Annotated in this window: 10 protein-coding genes; 3 read left to right on the top strand and 7 right to left on the bottom strand. The window is 73.8% G+C overall.

Translation table 11 applies throughout. From position 1 onward, the window contains the following. Positions 1 to 26: 26 nt before the first annotated feature. A complete protein-coding gene (leuS, locus tag Q3W68_RS24545) occupies positions 27 to 2867 on the bottom strand; it encodes a leucine--tRNA ligase (RefSeq protein ID WP_302907704.1) in 2841 nt (946 codons plus the stop codon). 398 nt (positions 2868 to 3265) lie between these two features. On the opposite strand from leuS, the gene Q3W68_RS24540 reads away from it, so the two are divergent. Genes Q3W68_RS24540 through Q3W68_RS24530 form a run of 3 tightly spaced genes read left to right on the top strand, consistent with a single transcriptional unit; the run spans position 3266 to position 8103 of the window. Then, the gene (locus Q3W68_RS24540) at positions 3266 to 4321 is read left to right on the top strand and encodes a MoxR family ATPase (RefSeq protein ID WP_013287615.1); all 1056 of its coding nucleotides are present in this window, start codon (positions 3266 to 3268) and stop codon (positions 4319 to 4321) included. Position 4322: 1 nt separating this feature from the next. Beyond that, the gene (locus Q3W68_RS24535) at positions 4323 to 5621 is read left to right on the top strand and encodes a DUF58 domain-containing protein (RefSeq protein ID WP_302907703.1); all 1299 of its coding nucleotides are present in this window, start codon (positions 4323 to 4325) and stop codon (positions 5619 to 5621) included. Between the two features lie 16 nt (positions 5622 to 5637). Next, on the top strand, positions 5638 to 8103 hold the full coding sequence (locus Q3W68_RS24530) for a DUF3488 and transglutaminase-like domain-containing protein (protein ID WP_302907702.1): 2466 nt from the start codon (positions 5638 to 5640) through the stop codon (positions 8101 to 8103). Positions 8104 to 8793: 690 nt separating this feature from the next. Here the strand turns inward: Q3W68_RS24530 and Q3W68_RS24525 are convergent. From Q3W68_RS24525 to Q3W68_RS24500, 6 genes are all read right to left on the bottom strand, one after another. Then, entirely contained in the window at positions 8794 to 9195 is a 402-nt protein-coding gene (locus tag Q3W68_RS24525; RefSeq protein WP_128139017.1) for a DUF3040 domain-containing protein, read from the bottom strand. 115 nt (positions 9196 to 9310) lie between these two features. Next, positions 9311 to 10570: a DNA polymerase IV gene (locus tag Q3W68_RS24520; RefSeq protein ID WP_302907701.1), complete on the bottom strand. Its 1260-nt coding sequence runs from the start codon at positions 10568 to 10570 to the stop codon at positions 9311 to 9313. A 190-nt stretch (positions 10571 to 10760) separates the two neighbouring features. Then, positions 10761 to 11924, bottom strand: a complete 1164-nt coding sequence (locus Q3W68_RS24515; protein ID WP_302907700.1) for an alkaline phosphatase family protein — start codon at positions 11922 to 11924, stop codon at positions 10761 to 10763. Next, positions 11921 to 12652: a methyltransferase domain-containing protein gene (locus Q3W68_RS24510; protein WP_302907699.1), complete on the bottom strand. Its 732-nt coding sequence runs from the start codon at positions 12650 to 12652 to the stop codon at positions 11921 to 11923. Before Q3W68_RS24510 ends, Q3W68_RS24515 begins: the two co-directional genes overlap by 4 nt. 31 nt (positions 12653 to 12683) lie before the next feature. After that, a complete protein-coding gene (locus Q3W68_RS24505) occupies positions 12684 to 12863 on the bottom strand; it encodes a hypothetical protein (RefSeq protein ID WP_091420839.1) in 180 nt (59 codons plus the stop codon). A 96-nt stretch (positions 12864 to 12959) separates the two neighbouring features. Beyond that, positions 12960 to 16310, bottom strand: coding sequence for an error-prone DNA polymerase (locus tag Q3W68_RS24500; RefSeq protein ID WP_302907698.1), 3351 nt, complete (start codon positions 16308 to 16310; stop codon positions 12960 to 12962). Positions 16311 to 16324 lie beyond the last annotated feature (14 nt).

Raw genomic sequence — 16324 nt, 5'->3', positions numbered from 1 at the left:
CCGATGTGGACACGCCCACCGGCGGGTCAGGCGACGACCGAGACCATCCGGCCCTTCACCACGATCACCTTGCGCGGCTCCTTGCCGGCCAGCGCGCCGGCGACCGCCTCCAGCGCCGCCGCGCGGACGGTCTCCTCGGTCGCGTCGGCCGGCACCTCGACCCGGCCCCGGACCTTCCCGTTGACCTGCACCGGGTACGTGACCGACTCGGCCACCAGCAGGGCCGGGTCGGCGACCGGGAAGTCCGCGTACGCCAGCGAGGTGTCGTGGCCCAGCTTGCGCCACAGCTCCTCGGCCATGTGCGGGGCGAACGGGGCGACCATCAGCACCAGCGGCTCGGCCACCTCACGCGGGGTACGCGCCAGCCGGGTCAGGCCGTTGGTCAGCTCGATCAGCTTGGCGATGGCGGTGTTGAACCGGATCCCGTCCATGTCGGCGCGGACCCCGTCGATCACCTTGTGCAGCAGCCGCCGGGTCGCCTCGTCGGCCGGCTCGTCGGTGACCCGCAGCTCACCGGTCTGCTCGTCGACGACGGTGCGCCAGACCCGCTGCAGGAACCGGTACGAGCCGACCACGGCCCGGGTCTCCCACGGGCGGGACACCTCCAGCGGGCCCATCGACATCTCGTACACCCGGAACGTGTCCGCGCCGTACGCCGCGCACATGTCGTCCGGGGTGACGACGTTCTTCAGCGACTTGCCCATCTTGCCGTACTCGCGCCGGACCTCGGTCTCGCCGTGGAACCAGCGGCCGTCGACCTCGACGACCTCCTCGGCGGGCACGTAGGCGCCGCGCGGGTCGACGAACGCGTACGCCTGGATCATGCCCTGGTTGAACAGGCGGCGGAACGGCTCGAACGACGAGACGTGGCCCAGGTCGTACAGCACCTTGTGCCAGAACCGGGCGTACAGCAGGTGCAGCACGGCGTGCTCGGCGCCGCCGACGTACAGGTCGGTGCCACCGCAGTCGCCGTCGCGGCGCGGCCCCATCCAGTACGCCTCGTTCTCCGGGTCGGCGAAGCGCTGCGAGTCGGTCGGGTCCAGGTAGCGCAGCTCGTACCAGCAGGAGCCGGCCCACTGCGGCATCACGTTGGTCTCGCGGGTGTAGCGCTTGGGCCCGTCGCCCAGGTCCAGCTCGACCTCGACCCAGTCGCGCCGCCGCGACAGCGGGGTCTCCGGGTTGCTGTCGGCGTCCTCCGGGTCGAACGTCTTCGGCGAGAAGTCCTCCACCTCGGGCAGCTCGACCGGCAGCATCGACTCGGGCAGTGCGATCGGCGCGCCGGACTCGTCGTACACGATCGGGAACGGCTCGCCCCAGTAGCGCTGCCGGGAGAACAGCCAGTCGCGCAGCCGCCAGGTGACCGCCCCGGCGCCGTGCCCGTTGGCCTCCAGCCACTCGTTGATCCGGGCCTTGGCGTCGGCCACGCCCAGGCCGTCCAGGTCGATGCCGCGCTCCGGCGCGGCGCTGTTGATCGCCGGGCCGTCACCGGTGTACGCCTTGCCGTCGAAGCCCTCCGGCGGCTGCACGGTCCGCACGATCGGCAGCTCGAAGACCTCGGCGAAGTCCCAGTCCCGCTCGTCCTGGGCGGGCACGGCCATGATCGCGCCGGTGCCGTACCCGGCCAGCACGTAGTCGGCGATGAAGATGGGGATCTGCCCGCCGGTCACCGGGTTGGTGGCGTAGGCGCCGACGAAGACGCCGGTCTTCTCCTTGCTGTCCGCCTGCCGCTCCATGTCCGTCTTGGCCGCGGCGGCCTTCCGGTACGCCTCGACGGCCTCACGCGGGCTCGCGTGCCCACCGGTCCAGGCGTCCTTCGTCCCCTCCGGCCAGGCGGCCGGCGTCAGCACGTCGACCAGTTCGTGCTCGGGCGCCAGCACCATGTAGGTGGCGCCGAAGACGGTGTCCGGCCGGGTCGTGAACACCCGTACCGGGGCCGCGTCGGTCGGGAAGTCGATGTGCGCGCCGGTCGACCGGCCGATCCAGTTGCGCTGCTGCAGCTTGATCGGCTCCGGCCAGTCCAGTGTGTCCAGGTCCTCCAGCAGCCGGTCCCCATACGCGGTGATCCGCATCATCCACTGCTTCAGGTTGCGCTTGAAGACCGGGAAGTTGCCGCGCTCGGAACGGCCGTCGGCGGTGACCTCCTCGTTGGCCAGCACTGTGCCCAGGCCCGGGCACCAGTTCACCGGCGCCTCCGAGACGTACGCCAGCCGGTGGTCGTCGACGATGCGCCGCCGCTCCCCCACGGACAGCTCGGCCCACGGACGCCCGTCCGGGGTGGCGCGGGTGCCGCCCTCGAACTCGGCGATCAGCTCGGCGATCGGCCGGGCCTTCTTCGCCTCGGCGTCGTACCAGGAGTTGAAGACCTGCAGGAAGATCCACTGCGTCCAGCGGTAGAAGTCGGTGTCGATGGTCGCCACCGAACGCCGCTCGTCGTGGCCCAGACCCAGCCGGCGCAGCTGCGCCCGGTACCGCTCGATGTTCGCCAGGGTGGTGGTCCGGGGATGGGTGCCGGTCTGCACCGCGTACTGCTCGGCGGGCAGGCCGAACGCGTCGAAGCCCATCGCGTGCAGCACGTTGCGCCCGGCCATCCGCTGGTAGCGGGCGTAGCAGTCGGTGCCGATGTAGCCCAGCGGATGGCCGACGTGCAGGCCGGCGCCGGACGGGTACGGGAACATGTCCAGCACGTACAGCTTCTCGGCGCCCGCCCGCGGGTGGCCCGGGTCGGCCAGCGGACCGGCCGGGTTCGGCGCGTGGAAGGTGCCCTCCCGCGCCCAGGTGTCCTGCCAGCGGTGCTCGATCTCGTCGGCCAGGGCGGCGGTGTACCGGAACGGGGGGATGTCGGTCGCCGGTGCGGCTGCCTCACTCATGGCGTCTCCTCGGCGCGGATCGATTCGAAAGAAATTGTGGGCGGTCTGCTGCGGGCACAAAAAAGCCCCTCGCGCAGGAGGGGCGGCCGTGCTGTCGCGCGTTCAGCGCATCAACACGGCTCGGTAAGAAGCAGGAAGAACCCGGCCATGCAGGCAGTGTACCTCGCACCCCGCGTCGGCTGCGCGCGCGTTCCGCCCTCGCCGGCCGGTCCCCCGGTCCGGCGAATATTCCGGGCGTAACCGACCGACCACCTGCGGGAGTCGGCGATAACGACAAACATGGTTAGCCTGAGAGACCAATGAGATTTCTGCGGCAGACGAGGCTCGGCGTCGCGAACCCAACGGCGGGTCCAGGTGCTCTATAAAGAGCTGCCGTCCAGGCGACGAGGAGGAGGCCCGTGACACAACAGACCTGGGACGAGGTGGGCGGTCTGCTGCCGCACGACGAGTTCCGCGCCGCCAGCGAGGCCATCGTGGCCAACATCGAGCAGGTCATCGAGGGCAAGACGGCCACCGTCCGGCTCGCCCTGGCGGTGCTGCTGGCCGAGGGTCATCTGCTCATCGAGGATGTGCCGGGTGTCGGCAAGACCAAGCTCGCCAAGGCGATGGCACGTTCCATCGACTGTTCGGTCCGGCGGATCCAGTTCACCCCCGACCTGCTTCCCAGCGACGTCACCGGCGTCAGCGTCTACAACCAGGAGACACACGACTTCGAGTTCCGCCCCGGCGCGGTCTTCGCCAACCTGGTGGTCGGCGACGAGATCAACCGGGCCTCGCCGAAGACCCAGTCGGCGCTGCTGGAGTGCATGGAGGAGCGGCAGGTCACCGTCGACGGGGTCACCTACCAGTTGCAGACGCCGTTCATGGTGATCGCGACGCAGAACCCGATCGAGATGGAGGGCACCTACCCGCTGCCCGAGGCACAGCGGGACCGGTTCACCGCCCGCATCGCCATGGGCTACCCGGACCCGCGCGCGGAGCTGGCCATGCTCGACGGGCACGGCGCCACCGACCCGCTGCCGGGGCTGCGGCCGGTCTCCGACGCGGCCACCGTGCGCCGGCTGATCGGCCACGTCCGGCAGGTGCACGTCGCCGACGCCGTCAAGCAGTACGCGATCGACCTGGTCACCGCCACCCGGGAGGCCCCCGACCTGCGGCTCGGCGCGTCCCCGCGGGCCACGCTCCAGCTGCTGCGCACCGCCCGCGCGGTGGCCGCCCTGGAGGGCCGCGACTACGTCCTGCCGGACGACCTCCAGGTGCTCGCGGTGCCGGTCCTGGCGCACCGGATCATCCCGACCGCCGACGCCCAGCTCGCCCGGCGTACCACCGACGCGATCGTCTCCGAGCTGGTGCACCGCCTGCCGCTCCCGCACGACCGGCAGCGGTCGCCGTACGACACCCGGCCCGGCGGCGGCAACAACGGCCGCGGGCCGTACGAGCCGCGGAGGCCGTGACGTGCGTGACGGCCTGCGTGGGCTGACCACCCGCGGCCGCTCCTTCCTGGCGGCCGCGGTGGCCGCGGCGATCTCCGCCGGCATCCTGGGCGAGAAGGACCTGCTCCGGGTGGCGGTCCTGCTCGCCGTGCTGCCGCTGCTGGCCGCCGCGTACGTCGGGCGCAGCCGGTACAAGCTGGCCTGCAACCGGTCGCTGGAACCGCACCGGGTGCCGGTCGGGGCCAGCTCCCGGGTGGTGCTGCGGCTGCAGAACCTGTCCCGGCTGCCCACCGGCACGCTGCTGCTGGAGGACCGCCTGCCGTACGCGCTGGGCAGCCGGCCCCGGGTGGTGCTGGAGCGGCTCGGCGCGCACCAGGCCAGCTCCGTGGCGTACACGGTCCGCGCGGACGTGCGCGGCCGCTACGAGGTGGGGCCGCTGGTGATCCGGCTGACCGACCCGTTCGGCCTGTGCGAGCTGACCCGGTCGTTCCCCAGCACCGACCACCTCACTGTGATCCCGCAGGTCACCCCGCTGCCTGCGGTGCGGCTACCAGGTGAGTACGCCGGCAGCGGCGACAGCCGGGCCCGCTCGGTGGCGGTGCACGGCGAGGACGACGCCGCCACCCGGGAGTACCGGATGGGCGACGACCTGCGCCGGGTGCACTGGAAGTCCACCGCACGCACCGGTGAGCTGATGGTGCGGCGCGAGGAGCAGCCGTGGGAGAGCCGCGCGACGGTGGTGCTCGACACCCGCGCCGCCGGGCACCGGGGCGAGGGCCCGACGGCCAGCTTCGAGTGGGCGGTCTCGGCCGCCGCCAGCATCGCCGTGCACCTGCGCGAGGCCGGCTACAAGCTGCGGCTGGTCACCGGCAACGGCGCCGACGTCGGGGCCACCGAGGCCGGCGGTGAGGGACTGCTGCTCGACCACCTCGCCGACGTGCACCTGGACCGGCGCGGCGAGATCACCACGCTGGTGCAGCAGGTCCGGCAGCGCGCCGACGGCGGTCTGATCATCGCGCTGCTCGGCACGCTCGGCAGCGCCGAGGCGGAGCTGCTGGCCGGGCTGCGTGGCAACGGGGCCACCTGTGTGGCGTTCCTGCTCGACAGCAACACCTGGCTCAACCTCCCGCCGAACGCCCGGACCGAGGCGGAGCGGGCGCACGGCGCCGCCGCGCTCGCGCTGCTGCAGAGCGGCTGGCGGGTCATCGGGGTGGAGCACGGCACCCGACTGCCGATGCTGTGGCCGCAGGCCGGGCGGGGCTCCCAGGGCTTCGCGCTGCGGGCGGCCATGGCCGAGACGGTGGCCGGCGGACGGCGATGACCGGAAGGATGGTCCTGTGACCGCGCACCGCAACATCGGGTTCGTCGCCGCGGCGGCGACGCTGCTGGCGGCGGCCCCGCTGTCGGCGATCTTCGAACGCTGGACGTGGCTGATCCAGGCCGCCGTCGTGGTCGCCGTGGTGGCCGGCTCGGCCGCGTTGAGCCGCCTGGGCCGGATGCCGCTGTGGGGGCAGGTGCTGGCCATGCTGGCCGGGCTGACCCTGGGCCTGACGTGGGTCTTCCCCGGCGGCACCGAACTGCTCGCGTTCGTGCCGACACCGGCCACGTTCGGGCACTTCGGCGACCTGCTCCAGACGTCGTTGCAGGACATGCGCTCGTACGGCGTGAAGGTGCCGGACGTCGACTCCCTGCTGTTCCTCGCGGTGCTCGGCATCGGCGCGGTCGCTGTGGTGGTCGACGTGCTCGCGGTCGGTCTGCGCCGGCCCGCGCTGGCCGGCCTGCCGATGCTCGCCATCTACTCGGTGCCGGTCGCGGTGTACGTGGACAGCGTCCCGGCCACCCCGTTCGTGGTGGGCGCCGCCGGTTACCTCTGGCTGCTGGTCACCGACAACGTCGACCGGGTACGCCGGTTCGGCCGCCGCTTCACCGGCGAGGGGCGCGACGTGGACGTCTGGGAGGCGTCCCCGCTGGCGGCGGCCGGACGGCGGCTCGCAGTGGTCGGCGTGATCGTGGCGGTGGCGCTGCCGCTCGCAGTGCCCGGGATGACCGGCGGGCTGCTGAACACCGTCGGCGCCGGGCCCGGCGAGGGCAACGGACGGCCGGGTCAGGGCGGCAGCTCCGGCCGGGTCGACCTGTTCGCGGCGCTCAGCGGCCAGCTCAACCAGAGCGAGGTAGTCGACCTGGTCAAGGTCAGCACCAACGAGACGACCCCGTTCTACCTGCGCCTGGGCGTGGTCGACGACCTGCGGCCCAGCGGCTTCCAGGCACGTGTGCCCACCGGGCGGCCGATCACCCGCCCGCTGCCCGACCCGGGGGAACGCGCGCCGCGCGGCGTCGACCAGCAGCGCTACCGCGCCACCGTCGAGGTGACGAAGAACCTGAACATGCCGTTGATGCCGGTCTACGCCGAGCCGGTCAAGACCGACGACCTCAACGGCAACTGGCTGTACGACCCGAACCAGCAGGTCGTCTTCTCCAACCGCGACAACGCCCGCGGCAAGAGCTACTCGTTCGACTACGTCCGGTCCACCTTCAGCCCGGCGGCGCTGCGCGCGGCCCCGTCGCTGCCCTCGGACAGCCCGGTGATGCGGCAGCAGACCGAGCGGCCGTCCGTCCCGGCCGTCGAGGAACTGGTCGCGGAGCTGGTCAAGGGCAAGTCGAACGACTACGACAAGGTCCGGGCGATCTACGACTACTTCTCCGTGGAGAACGGCTTCACCTACTCGCTGTCCACCCGCAACGGCAGCAGCGGGGAGGACATCACCGACTTCCTCGCCACCAAGGTCGGCTACTGCCAGCAGTACGCCGCGGCGATGGCCTGGCTGGTCCGGGCCGCCGGCATCCCGGCCCGGGTCGCCGTCGGTTTCACCAACGGCAGCAAGGCCGACGGCGGCACGTACGTGCTGACCAACCGCAACCTGCACGCCTGGACCGAGGTCAACTTCAGCGGGATCGGCTGGGTGCCGTTCGACGCGACCCCGGCGGCGGCCGTGACGGGTTCGGTCCGCTCCGCGTGGGCGCCGGACATCGACGCCCCCGAGGAGGCCACCCCGTCGACCGGCAGCACCAGCGCTCCCGACGCGGCCGGCCCGTCGGCCGGCCCGAACGAGGCGGACCGGCTGGACAAGGACACCGACCAGGGCCTGACCCTGAACCAGGGCGGGCCCGCCGAGGAGAGCCCGGTCTGGCCGTGGTGGCTGGGCGGTGCGCTGGTGCTGCTGGCGCTGCTCGCCGTACCGGCACTGCGCCGCTCCGCCCTGCGCCGCCGCCGGCGCGTCCGGACGGTCGCGCCTGTGGCCACCGCGCTGCCGGTGCCGGGCCAGCGCGGCGAGACACGGCAGGTAGTGGTCGGCGTGGACGCCGAGGCGGCCCGCACCGACGCGCACGCCGCCTGGGACGAGCTGCTCGACACGCTCGTGGACTTCCACGTCCGGGTGGACCGCACCGAGACCCCACGGGCCACCGCCGAGCGGCTGGCGCGGGAGGCGCTCGCCGAGCGCGGGGACGCCGCGACCGGGGTACGCCTGCTCGGCCGCGCCGAGGAACGAGCCCGCTACGCCCGTGACCCGCTGACCGACGCGGAGTTGCAGCCCGCGCTGCGCACGGTCCGGGGCGCGCTGGCGGCGGGGGCTGATCGCCGCACCCGGCTGCTGGCCGCGCTGCTGCCCCCGTCGGTGCTGCAGCGCTGGCGTACCGGTCTGGCCGAGCGGTCGGCCCGGGTGGTGACCACGAGTGGTGAGGTCCGGCAGCGGTTGACGCGCTGGAGCCCGCGCCGCCTCCTGGCCCACCGCCCCGCCCGCTGACCCATCCACCTCCTGCCCTCTCGCGGTGATCAAGGAGTTTGTGTCCGGTTCCAGCCCTGCTGACGACACAAACTCCTTGATCACCGCTTCCGGGCCGCTGCCTCGGTGCGCTCCCGGCCCGATGCGCGATCTTGGTACGAATGGTCCGCGTAAGGGGCGCTTTCCTTCCAAGATCGACGACCTCTCCCGCGATACGCGCGGCGAATCCCGCCTGCCGGGCGACGCATGGGGTGATCGGACGGGCTGGGCCACCTCGCCCCGGCGATCTTGCAGTTTGTGCCCGGGTGAACGGGACAATTCGGGGCACTGCTCGGGCCGAAAGTGCAAGATCGCGCGGGGAGGGTGGGTGGGTTCGCGCGGAGGCTCGCCGTGGCGCTGGGGCTCGGGGGGGCTCTGCCGCGACCTGGGCGCGGTGCACATGCTCACGGGCGGGGCACCTGCGGCACGACGTCCACCATCTCGATGGGCACCCATGATGCTTCAGCAGGCCGGCAGCTGCGGGCGGTGTGCTGGGGAGGTGGACCGCGGCTCGCGCCGAACGGCGGCGCGGTAAATCGATCTTGGGCACGACTGAACGAGCGCCCTCGCCCGCGTGCCCCGGCGACCCGCGGCACGGAGCCCCGGCGGCGCTCGCCGACCTGTTACGGAGGCGCCGCCGGTTTCCCGCCCCGGTTCAGGGGCGGGACGCGGTCAGCGGTGGCCCTCCGGGCGCTGCCGCCAGCGGTCCTCCATCCGGTCGAGGAAGGAGCCCCGACGGCCACCACCACTGCGGCCACGGGGACGACGCCGGCTCGTTGTGCCGCCGACCACGTGCAGGTCGGGCGACTGGGATCGGCGGTGCGACTGCACCGCGTAGCCCAACGAGGCCAGCATGACGACGAAACCCGCCACGGCCACCGCAGGAATCTTGATCACGGCACCGTAGATCAACAGGGCCAGACCAGCGACGACCACGCCGGCAGCGACGAGCACGCGACGCCGCGCGTGGAAACGCGGGTCGCTGGCGCGCACGGCCGAGGCGAACTTGGGGTCCTCGGCAAGCGACCGCTCGATCTGCTCGAACAGCCGCTGCTCGTGCTCCGAGAGCGGCACGGCACTCCTCCCCGGTCACGTTGGTCGGCCCGGTCGGGCCGACAGACCGTGGCAGCCAACCGGCTGCTTACCCGCAAGTCTACGAGGGCCCCCGCGCGTCGGAAAGCGGGACGACCTACGGCCGGGCCGGTTTTTCGACTTGTCGTGTATCACGACGGCCGAGAAGACTGGCCGGACCTATGACGGACCGCCCGAATCGGGCAGCCGCGGCGTCGGCCGCCGCCTCCGCCTCGCGCCAGCCGCGCTCGGGCGCACCCAGGGTGAGCTGCTGCGGGGTCTCCCCCGCGGGGGCGAGACCTTCCATCCGGACACCGACCAGCCGAACCGGCTCGGCCGGGGCCAGCGCACCCCACAGCGCCCAGGCCGTGTCGAACATCTCCCGGGCGGTGTCGGTGGGCACGGCGAGCGTGCGGGAGCGGCTGATCGTCCGGAAGTCGGCGAAGCGGACCTTGAGCGACACGGTACGGCCCACCTGTCCGGCCGCCCGCAGCCGAGCGCCGGCCTTGTCGGCGAGGGCGAGCAGGGACCGCCGGATCTCGTCCGGGTCGCTCACGTCGGTGTCGAACGTGACCTCCGCGCCGATCGACTTCTCCACCTGCTCGGGTGTGACCGCGCGCGGGTCACGCCCCCAGGCCAGCTCGTGCAGGTGGGCGGCGGACGCCTCGCCCACCGCCCGGCGCAGCAGGCCGGCCGGCGCCTCGGCGAGGTCGCGCACGGTACGCAGGCCGAGGCGGCGCAGCGCGTCCGCGGAGCGCTCCCCCACCCCCCACAGGGCGGACACCGGTAGCGGGTGCAGGAACTCCAGCACCCGGTCGGCCGGGACCACCAGCAGGCCGTCGGGTTTGGCCCGGGTGGAGCCGAGCTTGGCCACGAACTTGCTCGGCCCCACCCCGACCGAGCAGGTCAGTCGCTGTTCCTCGGCGACCCGGCGGCGGATCAGCGCGGCGATGTCGGCGGGCCGGCCGAACAGGCGGCGGGCGCCCGCCACGTCGAGGAACGCCTCGTCCAGCGACAGCGGCTCGACCAGCGGGGTGACGTCCCGGAAGATCCGCATGACCGCCCGCGAGGCCTCGGTGTAGGCGGCGAAGTCGGGCGGGAGGTAGATCGCGCCGGGGCACAGTGCCCGGGCCCGGGCGGTGGGCATCGCGCTGCGGACGCCGTACGGCCGGGCTTCGTAGCTGGCGGAGCTGACCACGCCGCGCGGCCCGACGCCGCCCACCACCACCGGGCGGCCGCGCAGCTCGGGGCGGCGGCGGACCTCCACCGAGGCGTAGAACGCGTCCATGTCGACGTGCAGGACGGTGCAGCCGGTGTCGTCGGCGTCCGGCCCGAAGCGCGGGTCACCGCCTCGGGGCAACGACTGGCTACGGCCCATGTTCAGCAGGCTAGCCCGCCGGTCCGACAACCCCACCGCCCAGCCCACGGCGACGGCCCGGACGAGCCGGCGCAGCCCCGCCGCCGACCGGTGGCGCCGGATCGAGGCCCAGGCCCGCAGCCACCGCCCGCCGACCCCGGACGAGGCGGGCCAGCCAAGGCCCCGGCGCAGGGGCGCGGACGAACCGGAGTCAGCCCCGGACCACCAGCAGCGGAATGGTCATCTCGGCGGCGGTGTCCGCGCCGTGGTACGCCACCAGCCGCGACGCCATCGGCGGCTCCGAGCGGGTGGCGACCACCGCGTACGTGTCCCGGCAGACCACCACGACGTCGCCGATCCGGGTCAGGTGTGCCTCGGGCACCGGCCCGAACCAGCCGGTCGCCACCGCCTCGGCCCGGGTCAGCACGTGCGCGGCCGGGCCCAGCACCGCCGTCCAGGCGGCCACGACGTCGGCCTCGGCGCCCGGCTCGACGTGCAGGTAGCGGACCCGGGGCTCGCCTGCGACCACCCGCACCCCGGCCCGCAGGCGGGGGTCGGCGTCCAGGTCGATCCGGTGCGCGGCAGGCACGTCGAGCTGGCCGTGGTCGGCGGTGACCAGCAGCGCGGCGTCCGGCGGCAGCCCGTCGACCAGCCGGGCGAGCAGCGTGTCCACGTCGGCGGCAGCGGTCCGCCAGGGTGCGGAGTCCACGCCGCTGAGGTGCCCGTGCCGGTCCAGGTCGGGGTGGTAGCCGGAGACGAGTGCGGGCCCGTCCCCGGCGGCCAGCGCCGCCAGCATCCGGTCGGCGAGCGCGTCGACGCCTGCCGCGCCCCGGTAGTCGCCGCCCCGGTTGGCGGCGAGGGTCAGGCCGCTGCCGGCGAACTCGGGACGGCTGACCACTGTCACAGCGACCCCGGCGGCACGCGCCCGCTGGTACCAGGTGGGCACCGGCTGCCAGCTCGCCGGGTCCGGGTCGCCGGCCCAGTCGACGTGGTTGAGCACCCGGCCGGTGCCGGGCACCCGGACCGTGAAGCCGAGTACGCCGTGCGCGCCGGACGGGGTGCCGGTGCCGAGGCTGACCAGGCTGGTCGGCGTGGTGGACGGGAAGCCGGTGGTGAGCGGCCGGCCGGCGGTGGCGGCCAGGCCGGCGAGCGTCGGTGCGTACGGGGCGGCGGTGGGGATCTGGTACCAGCCGAGGCCGTCGACGAGCAGCACCGCGATCCGGCGTACCCCGGTCAGGCGCGGGGCCAGGCCGAGCCGGTCGGCCGCGCCCGGTACGCCGAGCAGCGCCAGCGCGCTGGGCAGCACGTCGGTCAGGGCGCCGCCGTCGTAGCGCGGCGCCACCCGGTCCAGCGGACCGGGAGCCGGGCCGGTCATGCCGGGCGGCGGGCGAACAGGTGCAGCTGGGCGGCGAGATCGCGGTACGGGGACCGGGCGGCCAGCGCGCGCTCCAGTTCCACCAGGGCGGCCTGCTGTCCGTCGGCCACGGCGGCCGGGAGCAGGTCGGCGAGCACCCGTACCCCGTGGATCTCCTCCACGGCGAGGCCGGCGGCGGTGAGCAGCGCGGTCGCGTCGGCGGCGTCGTAGCGGCGGCGCAGCGTGTCCCGGCCGCCGGTGGTGCCGTGCGGGTCGGCGGCGAGTGCGGAGGCGGCGTCCAGTTGCCCGTTCATCGCCCGGCCGAACACGGCGGCGGCCCGGCCGGCGACGAGCACGCTCGCCGCACCAGCCGGACGCAGCGCGGTGACCAGCGCGGACATCACCGGTTCCGGGTCGTCGACCACTTCGAGGACCGAGTGGCAGAGCACCAGGTCCACGGTGGCCGGTTCGACGAGCCCGGTGAGCGCGTCGGCGTCGCCCTGCGTCGCGCGTACCCGATCGGCGACCCCGGCCTCGGCGGCCCGGCGGGTCAGCGCGGCGAGCGCGTCGGGGCTGGCATCGACGACTGTGACCCGGTGACCGGCCTCGGCGAGCGGGACGGCGAAGCCGCCGGTCCCGCCGCCGACGTCGAGCACGGAGAGTCGTTCGCCGGCCCGCCGGTCCAGCTCGGCCCGGAGCACCGACCAGATGACGGCGGTGCGGGGGGTGAGGGTTCGGATCTGCTCCACGCGCCGAGCCTAGTCACCCCCCGGCCTGGGTTCAGGACTCGCCGCCGCCGGCGGGGTCGTCCTCGGCGCGGGAGCGCTGGTTGTTGGCCACCGGGCCGTCGGTCACCTGGTATTCCCGCGGCTCGGCCTCGTGGGTGGGCGCCCAGTCGGCGCCGAGGCGGGTCCGTCGGGCGTTCGCTACGCCACCGGCGTACGTGCGGTGAAAGGTCATTTGTTCATCCCCCATACCCCGGGTGGGCCACTCTGCCCACCCGCGTCGGGAGTCTCCCGCCTCCGGCTCACGGAAACCGTAATGTGGATCACTCCATCAACGGAAATCCCTGGATGCCGGTGTGACGGGGGGCTCGATCGCGTCCAGCCGGTCCGCGGTGAGGTTCGTGACGCCCTCGTGCCGCTGCAGCCGGCCCCGCACCACAAGTGCTCCACTGGTGCGGGCGATTCGACGGTATCTCTGCCACAGCCCCGGGGAGCAAGTGACATTGAGCATCCCGGTCTCGTCCTCCAGGTTGAGGAACGTGACGCCGCCGGCGGTCGCCGGGCGCTGCCGGTGGGTGACGATCCCGCCGACCCGGATCCGCTGCCCTGGCGGCACCTGGCCGAGGCGGGCGATCGGCACCGCGCCCAGTTCGTCGAGCCGGTCCCGGATGAACCGGGCCGGGTGGCTCTCCGGGGACAGGCCGGTGGCCCAGACGTCGGCGACCAGGCGGTCCACCGCAGCCATGCCGGGCAGGGTGGGAGGGTCCGCGCCGGTCACCGTGCCGGGCAGCCGGCCGGGCCGGTCCTGGGCCGCCGCGCCGGCGGCCCAGAGGGCCTGCCGCCGGGTCAGCCCGAAACAGGCGAAGGCGTCGGCGGTGGCCAGCGCCTCCAGCTGCGCGGCGGTGAGACCGACGCGGCGGGCCAGGTCCGGCATGTCCCGGTACGGCCCGTGCGCGGCGCGTTCCGCCTCGATCCGCTCGGCCACGTCCTCGCCGAGGGTACGGACGCTGCCCAGCCCGAGCCGTACCGCCGGGCCGCCCAGCCCCCAGGCGTGCGGCGGCTCGCCCGGCACGCTGCCCCACCGGGTCTGCGGCGTGGACTCCAGCACCGCCTTGGCGCCGCTGGCGTTGATGTCCGGCCGGCGTACCTCCACGCCGTGCCGGCGGGCGTCGTCGGCGAGCGTCTGCGGCGAGTAGAAGCCCATCGGCTGGGCGTTGAGCAGCGCGGCCAGGAACGGACCGGGGTGGTAGCGCTTGAGCCACGAGCTGGCGTACACCAGGTAGGCGAAGCTCATCGCGTGGCTCTCCGGGAAGCCGTAGCTGGCGAACGCGGTGAGCTTGCGGTAGACGTCGTCGGCCAGCTCGCCGGTGATGCCCCGCTCGGCCATCCCGGCGTAGAGCCGGTCGGCGATCTGCGCCATCCGCTCCACCGAGCGCTTCGCCCCCATGGCCCGGCGCAGCTGGTCGGCGCCGGCCGCATCGAACCCGGCCAGGTCGATGGCGAGCTGCATGAGCTGCTCCTGGAACAGCGGTACGCCGAGCGTCTTCTCCAGCGCGTTGCGCATCAGCGGGTGCGCGTACGTGACCGGTTCCTGGCCGTTCTTGCGCCTGATGTACGGGTGCACCGAGCCGCCCTGGATCGGGCCGGGCCGGATCAGCGCCACCTCCACCACCAGGTCGTAGAACTCGCGCGGCTTGAGCCGGGGCAGCGTGGCCATCTGGGCGCGGCTCTCGACCTGGAACACGCCCACCGAGTCGGCCCGGCAGAGCATGTCGTAGACCTCGGGGTCGTCCAGGTCCATGTCGCCCAGGTCGAGGCTGGAGCCGATCAGGTCGTAGCCGTAGTGCAGCGCCGAGAGCATGCCGAGGCCGAGCAGGTCGAACTTGACCAGGCCGACGGCGGCGCAGTCGTCCTTGTCCCACTGGAGCACGCTGCGGCCGGGCATCCGGCCCCACTCCACCGGGCACACCTCGATCACCGGCCGGTCGCAGATCACCATGCCGCCGGAGTGGATGCCCAGGTGCCGGGGGAACGTCTGCAGCTCGTTGGCGTACGCGACCACCTGCTCCGGGATGTCCGCCACGTCGACCGCGGCGACCGAGCCCCACCTGTCGATCTGCTTGCTCCAGGCGTCCTGCTGGCCGGGCGAGAAACCGAATGCCTTGGCCACGTCCCGCACCGCCGACCGGGGCCGGTACGAGATGACGTTGGCGACCTGGGCGGTGTGCTCCCGGCCGTAGCGGGCGTAGACGTGCTGGATCACCTCCTCCCGGCGGTCGGACTCGATGTCCACGTCGATGTCGGGCGGGCCGTCGCGCTCCGGGGCGAGGAACCGTTCGAACAGCAGCCGGTGCCGGACCGCGTCCACGTTTGTGATGCGCAGCGCGTAGCAGACCGCCGAGTTGGCCGCCGACCCCCGGCCCTGGCAGTAGATGTCCTGCGCGCGGCAGAACGCGACGATGTCGTAGACCACCAGGAAGTAGCCGGGAAACCCGAGGTCCTCGATCATCCGCAGCTCGTGTTCCAGCTGCGCGTACGCCTCCGGGTGCGCCTCGGGCGGGCCGTAGCGCTCGCGGGCGCCGTCCATGGTCAGCCGGCGCAGCCAGCTCATCTCGGTGTGCCCGGGCGGCACCGGGTACGCCGGCAGCTTCGGCGCCACGAGCTGCAGGTCGAAGGCGAGTTCCGCGCCGTATTCGGCGGCCCGCGCCACCGCGCCCGGGTACGCGGCGAACCGCGCCGCCATCTCCGCGCCGCTGCGCAGGTGGGCGGTGGCCGCGGCGGGCAGCCAGCCGTCGATCTCGTCGAGGCTGCGCCGGGCCCGCACCGCCGCCACTGTGGTGGCCAGCCGCCGCCGCCCGGGGGTGGCGTAGTGCACGTTGTTGGTGGCCACGGTGGGCAGCCCGGCCGCGGCGGCCAGCTCGGCGAGCGCGTCGTTGCGGTCGGCGTCGACCGGGTGGCCGTGGTCGGTCAGCTCCACCGCCACCGTCTCCGCGCCGAACAGCGCGGTGAGCCGGTCCAGCTCCCGGGCCGCCGCGTCGACGCCCTCGGTGAGCAGCGCCGCGGGCACGTGCCCCTTCCGGCAGCCGGTGAGCACCAGCACGTGGTCGCGCAGCTCCGCGGCGATCTCCTCCAGCTCGCCGTAGACCGGGCGGCCCTTCTCCCCGCCGCGCAGCTGGGCGCGGGAGATGCTGGCGGCCAGGCGCGCGTACCCCTCGTGGCCGTGCGCGAGCACCAGCAGGTGCCGGCCGAGCGGGTCGGGTTCGCCGTTCTGCGGGCCGGGCAGCCCGAGGGACAGCTCCGCGCCGAAGATCGTCGGCAGCCGCAGCGCGCGGGCCGCCTCGGCGAAGCGCACCACGCCGTAGAAGCCGTCGTGGTCGGTGACGGCGAGCGCGGTCAGCCCCAGCCGGGCCGCCTCCTCGGCCAGTTCCTCCGGGTGGCTGGCGCCGTCGAGGAAGCTGAAGTTGGAGTGCGCGTGCAGCTCCGCGTACGGCACCACGCCGTCCGGGCGGTCCAGCTCCGGCGGCCGGTATTCCTGGCGTTTGCGGCTCCACGCCGGGGAGTCGCCGCCGTCGGCGTCGACCGCGAGCGGGTCGACCACGTGCAGGTGCCGCTCGCCCTTGGCCCGTCCGGAGAGCACCTGCTCCAGCTTCGACCACGGCATCTTCGGGTTGTGGAAGCTCACCGGCGCCCGCCTCG

Origin of the sequence: Micromonospora sp. C28ISP2-4 (assembly GCF_030519385.1) — a bacterium.
Taxonomy (GTDB): domain Bacteria; phylum Actinomycetota; class Actinomycetes; order Mycobacteriales; family Micromonosporaceae; genus Micromonospora; species Micromonospora tulbaghiae.
Note: the sequence above shows the minus strand (reverse complement) of the source record. Positions and strands in the feature narration are given on the sequence as shown.